5 protein-coding genes and 3 pseudogenes are annotated in these 8059 nt (G+C 64.2%); 6 read left to right on the forward strand and 2 right to left on the reverse strand.

Features of this window, described 5'->3' with window-relative positions; genetic code table 11:
- Positions 1–211 precede the first annotated feature (211 nt).
- The 3 genes and pseudogenes from BG842_RS32090 to BG842_RS21020 all read left to right on the forward strand — a co-directional run.
- Positions 212–337 (forward strand): annotated as a pseudogene (locus BG842_RS32090) (hypothetical protein); the annotation flags it as partial.
- A 140-nt stretch (positions 338–477) separates the two neighbouring features.
- Positions 478–1518, forward strand: a pseudogene (locus BG842_RS21015) (ribonucleoside-diphosphate reductase subunit alpha); the annotation flags it as partial.
- Positions 1519–1554: 36 nt separating this feature from the next.
- The gene (locus BG842_RS21020; RefSeq protein ID WP_007977102.1) at positions 1555–2547 is read left to right on the forward strand and encodes a ribonucleotide-diphosphate reductase subunit beta; all 993 of its coding nucleotides are present in this window, start codon (positions 1555–1557) and stop codon (positions 2545–2547) included.
- A gap of 9 nt (positions 2548–2556) precedes the next feature.
- On the opposite strand, the gene BG842_RS21025 is transcribed toward BG842_RS21020, so the two are convergent.
- Positions 2557–3033, reverse strand: a complete 477-nt coding sequence (locus tag BG842_RS21025; protein WP_069452328.1) for an acyl-CoA thioesterase — start codon at positions 3031–3033, stop codon at positions 2557–2559.
- A gap of 114 nt (positions 3034–3147) precedes the next feature.
- On the opposite strand from BG842_RS21025, the gene BG842_RS21030 reads away from it, so the two are divergent.
- From BG842_RS21030 to BG842_RS21040, 3 genes and pseudogenes are all read left to right on the forward strand, one after another.
- A complete protein-coding gene (locus BG842_RS21030) occupies positions 3148–3558 on the forward strand; it encodes an SPW repeat protein (RefSeq protein ID WP_069452329.1) in 411 nt (136 codons plus the stop codon).
- A gap of 255 nt (positions 3559–3813) precedes the next feature.
- On the forward strand, positions 3814–6417 hold the full coding sequence (locus tag BG842_RS21035; protein WP_254663356.1) for a heavy metal translocating P-type ATPase: 2604 nt from the start codon (positions 3814–3816) through the stop codon (positions 6415–6417).
- Positions 6351–6923 (forward strand): annotated as a pseudogene (locus BG842_RS21040) (phosphopantothenate/pantothenate synthetase); the annotation flags it as partial. The gene BG842_RS21035 and the pseudogene BG842_RS21040, both read left to right, overlap by 67 nt.
- Here the strand turns inward: BG842_RS21040 and BG842_RS21045 are convergent.
- Positions 6920–8059 (reverse strand): glycoside hydrolase (locus BG842_RS21045; protein ID WP_254663357.1); only part of this gene is annotated, 1140 nt, incomplete at its 5' end. The pseudogene BG842_RS21040 and the gene BG842_RS21045 sit on opposite strands and share 4 nt — an antisense overlap.

The raw sequence follows: 8059 nt of genomic DNA on the forward strand, positions 1-8059 counted from the left end.
CGGCGGGCGAGGAGGTCCGCTACGCCGAGGCGTTCGAAGTGAGCGAGTACGGCGCGCCGCTGACGGACGAGGCGAAGGCGCGACTGTTCCCGTTCTGACGCGAACGATAGGGTTATGGGGCGACGGTTTGACACGACAATCGATGACGAACGTCTTGCTCGCCGGTGAGTCGTGGGTGACGGTACAGTTCGAAATAAAGGGGAGAAACGTCATGCGCGACAGCCAGTACGGGGAGGCGGCGGACCGGTTCATCGAAACGCTCGAATCGGTCGGCGCGTCGGTGACATATCAGCCGTGTCACGTCGCCGCCGAATCGTTTCCGCGGACGACCGACGCGTTGGACGAGTACGACCTCGTGATTCTGAGCGACGTTGGCGCAGACACGCTCCAGATAAACGGAGCAAGTGGCGGGCGGCGACACGGACGTCGACCGCTGTGCGCTCCTCGCCGACTGGGTTCGGGACGGCGGCGCGCTCGGACCACCTCGCCGAGACCATCGAAACCGCGATGCGGATGCTGGACAACGTGGTTGACCTCTGCTTTTACCCGACGGACGAGGCCGAACACTCGAACATGCAGCATCGGCCGGTGGGGCTCGGCACGATGGGATTCCACGACGCGCTGATGGAACTGGGAATCCCCATGGACTCCGAGGACGCGATCGAGAAAGCGAACCGCTGGCAGGAGTTCGTCTCCTATCACGCCATTCACAACTCCTCGAAACTCGCGGCGGAGCGCGGGACCTACCCGTCCTACGAGGGGTCAAAGTGGGACCGCGGGATGCTCCCGCAGGATACCGTAGATACGCTCGAAGCCGAACGCGGCCGCGAGATTCCGACCGAACGCGAGGAGACGCTCGACTGGTACGTCGTCCGCGAACACGTCGAGGAGCACGGCATGCGGAACTCGAACACGATGGCCATCGCGCCGACGGCGACCGTCTCGACCATCAACGGAACCACGCCCTCCATCGAACCGATGTACTCGAACCTCTACGTGAAATCGAACATGTCCGGGGAGTTCACTGTCGTCAACGACCACCTCGTGGACGACTTGAAAGCCCTCGACCTGTGGGACGAGGAGATGGTGGACCGCATCAAATACCACGACGGGACGATTCAGGAAATCGACACCGTTCCGGACGACCTGAAGGAACTGTACCGGGGTGCGTTCGAAATCGACCCGCGCCACCAACTCCGCCTGACCGCGCACCGACAGACGTGGATAGACCAGTCCGTCTCGCACAACGTCTTTTTCCCCTCGACCGACGGCACCCTGCTCGACGACGTGTACAAGACGGCGTGGCGGTTGGGACTAAAGACGACCTACTACCTCCGCACGCTCGGCGCGTCGGGAATCGAGAAATCGACGCTCGACATGGCCGAATACGGAAAGAGCCAGCACCGGGACGGATTCGGAACCGACCCCGACGACGACGGGAGCGGGGACGCCGACAGCGGAGACGGCGAAACCGACCTCTGCACCGTCGAGGACCCCACTTGCGACGCCTGCCAGTGACACGACCGACGCGATAACATACCTCACGAACGATACATGCCGATACTCGACACCGACAACGAACACGACCCGAACAAGATACTGCCGCTCGACTACGACTGGGCCCGCGACTACTACGAGGCGGGCGTCAACAACAACTGGGTTCCGGAGGAAATCCCGATGCAGGACGACATCTCCCAGTGGAACGGCGATGCCCTGTCCGACGCCGAGCGCCAACTCATCGAGTGGAACCTCGGGTTCTTCTCGACGGCGGAATCGCTCACCGCGAACAACATCGTCCTCGCGCTCTACGAGTACGTGACGGCTCCGGAGTGTCGCCAGTACCTCCTCCGACAGGCCTACGAGGAGGCGATTCACACGGACACGTTCATCTACTGCTGTGACTCGCTCGGCTTCGACCCCGACTACCTCTACGGGATGTACGACCGGGTTCCCTCCATCGCCGAGAAGGACGAGTTCGTCGTGGACCTGACCCGCGCCATCGACCGCCCCGATTTCACCATCGAAACCGACGCCGACGTCCGCGAGTTCCTCCGCGACCTCGTTGGCTTCTACGTCATCATGGAGGGCGTCTTCTTCTACGCAGGATTCGCCATGATGCTCGGCCTGAAGCGCCAGAACAAGATGGTCGGCATCGGCCAGCAGTTCGAGTACATCCTGCGCGACGAGTCGCTCCACGTCGGGTTCGGCGTGGACCTCATCAACGAAATCCGCGCGGAGAACCCGAACGCGTGGACGGACGCGTTCGGCGACGAGGTGACCGACCTCATCACGAACGCCGTCGAGTTGGAGAAAATTTACGCGTACGAGGCCTGCCCGGACGAAATCCTCGGCATGAGCGCGGCGCAGTTCGCCGAGTACGTCGAGCACATCGCCGACCGCAGACTGGCGCAACTCGACCTCGACGAACAGTACGGGACGGAAAATCCCTTCCCGTGGATGTCCGAGCAGGTGGACCTCAACAAGGAGAAGAACTTCTTCGAGACGCAAGTCACGGAGTATCAGAGCGGCGGGTCGCTCGACTGGTAGCGGCCGTTCTTATTGGGACGCACTGAGCGACGTGCGGCGCTTTTCGCGGCGACGAAGGGCGTCGTCACGCAGGGTTTTCTGGTCGTCGGTCGGGCAGTCGAGGTTCGGGACCGCCGTCGGAGTCTCGTCGTCGTCCAGCGCGACCATCGTGAAGAACGACGTCGCCGTCTCTCCCTTCTCGTCGTGACTGGGCCGCTCTGCCCGAACCGAGACCACGACCTCCATGCTCGTCTCGCCCGTCTCGAACACGTACCCCTCCACAGTCACGATGTCGCCGAGGTCGATGGGACCGAGGAAATCGACGTGATCCATGGACGCCGTGACGACCTGTCGGCGGGAGAACCGGCGCGAGGAGATGGCCGCGCAGATGTCCATCCAGTGTAGAATCGACCCACCGAGCGCCCGACCGAGGTTGTTAGCGTCGTTCGGCATCAGGATTTCGCTCATGACCGTCCGCGATTCGGCGAGTGTCGCAGTGTCGTGCATCGAGTGGCGCTACACGACGCTCACAGATAAAACATCTGTACTTGTATTTTTGAAAGTGAGTTTGTTCTACGGCCGTCTCACTTATCCGCCGACGAATCGTGGACGTGAACGGATATGGGGGAATGGACGGATATGAGAGGGAAGGAACTCATCATCGGGGGAATGTCGCTCGGCGTCTGGCTGCTCGCCGCGCCGTTCGTCGTCTACGACGCGATGCTCGCACCGAACTTCTGGAACGACGTTCTCGTGGGGGTCGTCGTGGCGGCGCTCGCGCTCTACGGCGTCGTCTGCACGTGGCGCGACCGACAGGTCGGCATCGCAGCGGGGGGACTGCTCGCCCTGCTCGGACTCTGGCAAGTGACGCGCCCGTTCGCCGTCGCTACCGCGGGACCGATTCCGAAGTGGGGCGATGCGGTCGTCGGCGTCCTGCTGGCGTTCCTCGGCGGGCGCGTGGTACGAGAAGCGCGGACGGCGGCGCTCGAACGACGCTCCCGGAGCGACGTGGGCGGAAGCGGACAGTCGTAGCCGCAACCGTGTGGTGCGAGGTGTATTTCACGGCCACGAAGAGGGCACGACGCATTATTCTGAAATCGGCTCGACATGGCATAAAAAGATACGCGATACGCGTGTCGAAAGCAGTAACAAAGGTGTTCACGCCCCATTCGGGTTCGACCGTATCGGCGTCTCGACCGGAGAGATTAGTATCTGAGGTCCATCCACCACCTGACCGAATTTTCTAAAGGACAAGGTGAATGAACACGTATCCCGTAGAGAGACACAATGACGGAAAAAACGCAACTCGAAATCCGTGGGATGAGTTGCGCGAACTGTTCGGGAACGGTCAGCGAGGCGTTGAACTCGCTCGACGGCGTACGGGAGGCGAACGTCAACTTCGCCACCGACGAGGGAACCGTCGAGTACGACCCGGAGGTCGTCTCGCTGTCCGAAATCTACGCGGCCATCGAGGACGCTGGATACGACCCGGTTCGCGCGACGACGACCATCGGAATCACGGGGATGTCCTGTGCGAACTGTGCGGACACGAATCGAACAGCGCTCGAATCTGTCCCGGGCGTGGTGGACGCCGAGGTCAACTACGCGACCGACGAGGCGAGCGTCGAGTACAACCCCGCCGGAGTGAACCGGTCGGCCTTCTACGACGCCGTGGAGAGGGCGGGCTACGAACCGATCCGGGAGGACGGCACGGACGGGCGGGAAGCGGAGGCGGACGCCCGCCAAGCCGCGCGCGACGCCGAGATACGCAAGCAGTTCCGACTGACGCTGTTCGGCGCGGTGCTCGCGGCGCCGCTCGTCTTCTTCATGCTCGAACACCTGTTTTTCCCGGAGATGGTGGGCGAGACGCTGTTCGGCGTCGATGTGGCAGTGATACAGTTCCTTCTCGCCACGCCGGTTCAGATTTGGCTGGGTAAGGAGTTCTACGGGAACGCCTACAACGCGCTCGTGAAGAACCGGACGGCGAACATGGACGTGCTCATCGCGCTCGGTTCGACCACGGCGTACGTCTACAGCGTCGCCGTCATGCTGTCGCTCATCCCGGGCGGCACCTACTTCGACAGCGCGGTGCTCATCCTCGTGTTCATCACGCTCGGCAACTGGCTCGAAGCCCGGTCGAAGGGGCAGGCCAGCGACGCGCTCCGCGAACTCCTCGAACTGGAAGCCGATACGGCGACCGTGATCGAGGACGACGGCGAACGCGAAATCCCGCTCGAAGACGTGAAGGAAGGCGACCTGCTTCGCGTCCGCCCCGGCGAGAAGATTCCGACGGACGGCGTCGTGGTGGAAGGAGAGAGCGCGACGGACGAGTCGATGGTGACGGGCGAATCCGTCCCCGTCGAAAAGCGCGAAGGCGACGAGGTTATCGGCGCGACCATCAATGAGAACGGCGTGCTGACGGTTCGAGCGACGAAAGTCGGCGAGGAGACGGCGCTCCAGCAAATCGTCGGCATGGTGAAAGAGGCACAGGCCCGCCAACCTGAGATTCAGAACCTCGCCGACCGCATCAGCGCCTACTTCGTCCCGGCGGTCATCGCGAATGCACTGCTATGGGGAATCCTCTGGTATCTGTTCCCCGAAGCGCTCTCCGGGTTCGTGAACGGCCTGCCGCTGTGGGGACTGGTCGCCGGGGGCCCGAACGTCGCGGGCGGTGCGGCGGGTGCTGCTGGCGGCGTCACGGTGTTCGAGTTCGCCGTCGTCGTCTTCGCCAGCGCGGTACTCATCGCGTGTCCCTGCGCGCTCGGCCTCGCCACCCCGACGGCGACGATGGTCGGAACGGCCATCGGAGCGCGTACCGGCGTCCTGTTCAAGGGCGGCGACGTGCTGGAACGGGTGAAGGACGCGGAGACGGTCGTCTTCGACAAGACCGGGACGCTGACCGAGGGCGAGATGCAGTTGACGGACGTGGTGGCGATTGCCGACGAAACCGACCCCGCGATGGCGGACGGCGGGGCGGACGTACTCGGAGCGACAGCGGACGCCGAGACGACGGAAGAACTCGTGCTCTCCGTCGCGGCCAGCGCGGAGCGGGGAAGCGAACACCCGCTGGCGAAGGCCATCGTGGCGGGTGCGGAAGAGCGCGGCGTCGAAATCGAGGACCCGAGTTCCTTCGAGAACGTTCCCGGCCACGGAATCCGGGCGGAGACGAGCCACGGCGAGGTGCTCGTCGGCAACCGGAAACTCCTCCGGGAGGCCGGAATCGACACCGACCCGGCGGAGGAGACGATGGAACGGCTCGAACGCGAGGGGAAGACGGCCATGCTCGTCGCGCTCGACGACCGCCTCCTCGGCGTCGTCGCCAACGCAGACGAGGTGAAGGCGAGCGCGAAGGAAGCCGTCGCGGACCTCCGAAAGCGCGGACTGACCGTGCTCATGCTCACGGGCGACAACGAGCGGACCGCCCGCGCAGTCGCGGAACGGGTCGGCATCGACCCCGAAAACGTTCGCGCAGAGGTGCTCCCCGACGAGAAGGCGGCCGTGGTCGAGGACGTGCAAGCGGGCGGCGAGAACGCGATGATGGTCGGCGACGGCGTGAACGACGCCCCGGCGCTCGCGGCGGCGTTCGTCGGCACCGCCATCGGCAGCGGCACCGACGTCGCCATCGAGGCCGCGGATGTGACGCTGATGCGCGACGACCCGCGCGACGTGGTGAAGGCGATTCGGATTTCGGCGGGAACGCTCTCGAAGATAAAGCAGAACCTCTTCTGGGCGCTCGGCTACAACACCGCCATGATTCCGCTGGCCTCGCTCGGTCTGCTCCAGCCCGCGCTCGCCGCGGGCGCGATGGCGTTCTCCAGCGTGGCGCCGACGCGGCGGAGCGGGCGGCGGCGGCGCAACTGCTCCTCGCGGAGCACGCGGTGCTCTCGGTGAACGGAAACGTAGCGGCGCTCGTGCCGGGCGAAACCGTCGCCCTCGCCGAGGCGACCGGCGCGGACATCGAGGTGAACCTGTTCGGACGGACGGAAGAACGCATGCGAGCCATCGCCGACCACCTCCGTGAACACGGCGCGACGAACGTGAAGGGACTCGCCGCGGACGCTCACATTCCCGGACTGGAACACGAGCGGGGGAAGGTGGACGAAGACGGGATTTACGATGCGGATGTCGTCCTCGTCCCGCTGGAGGACGGCGACCGGGCCGAAGCGCTCGGCGAGATGGGAAAGACGGAGATCGTCATCGACCTAAATCCGCTCTCGCGCTCGCCGCGAACCGCCGCGATTCCGATAATCGACAACATCATCCGCGCGGTGCCGAACGTAACGGAACACGCCCGCGACCTCGCGGACGCGTCCCGGGACGAACTGGAAGCTATCGTCGCCGATTTCGACCGCGAAGCGGCCCTCGACGACGCCGAACGAGCGATACGGGACGTCTAGTCGGTGACGGCGTTCCGAACGGACTCGGCCCACGACGGCCATTCGGAGCGTTCCTCGCCCGAAAAAGTGGGGTCGCCCGACATCGCTTTGATGGCCCGGGCATCGTCCGCGCTCCAGACTGTGCCGTCCTCGTGGAATATTCCGCTTATCAATCCCTGTTCTCGGCGATAGACCTGATACGCGGGTTTGACCATGAGCGACCAGAAGAAATTGCCGACGCCCGCCCGACGGATTAGGGGGGCGAGCGACGCGTAGTTCGGCGGATGTGTTCCGGTTCCCTTTCGGGGCGGTGCGAGTCGCTGCCACTCCGTCAGCCAGACGGGGCGACCGGTCCGACGCTCGGTCGCGTTGATACGGCGAAGCAACCGACGGTACTGCCCTTCGGTGTGGGCGAAGTTCTTGTGGCACTGGTACACTTCGCTCCCCCACGTTCGGTAGTTCCGGTTGTTCGGGATGTTCGTCGAACCCACCGACAGCGGGACGCGTCCGCGCTGGTCGGCGAGCGTTCGGAACATCGCCCGCGCGAACCGCATCTTCCACGACTTCCAGCCGGGTTCGTTCATCAGTTCGATGGCCAGCAGGCGCGAATCGTCGCGGTGGCGTTCCATGAACCACCGGATGAAGCGTCGCGGCAGGTGCCAGCGCGCTCGCTGTTTCATGATTTCCTGCGACGGCGAGAACACCGGTCGAGCAGTGAGCGGGTCGGTGTTTTGCAGTTGGCGTTCCGTGGGATTCAACCCGATACCTTCGAAGATGCCGAGCAGGACCCGGAGACCGTGGTTCGCCGCCGTCGTCAGAAAGTGTTCGAGTCGGAGTCCGAACCGTAACGGCTCGCGCCGCCACGTTTCGAAACTCAGCCACACCCGCAGCGCGTTCAGGTTAATCCGACTCGCATAGCAGAGGTCGCGTTCGATGACGTCGGGGTCGTAGCCGTGCCACATCTGGAACGTGTTGTACGCTCTGGACGGGAAGTAGATGGCTCCGCGAACGTCGACCGGAGCGTCCGCTTCGTCGTTCGTCCCGCGGTCCCCGGACAGGCAATCAGCGTCGCTCTCGGTTCGTCGGACGGAACTCCCCGCCACGCCGACACCGGCCGCTACCGCGCCGAATCGAAGTACTCCTCGCCGCGTCGGATT

The organism is Haladaptatus sp. W1 (genome assembly GCF_001723155.1).
Classification (GTDB): domain Archaea; phylum Halobacteriota; class Halobacteria; order Halobacteriales; family Haladaptataceae; genus Haladaptatus; species Haladaptatus paucihalophilus.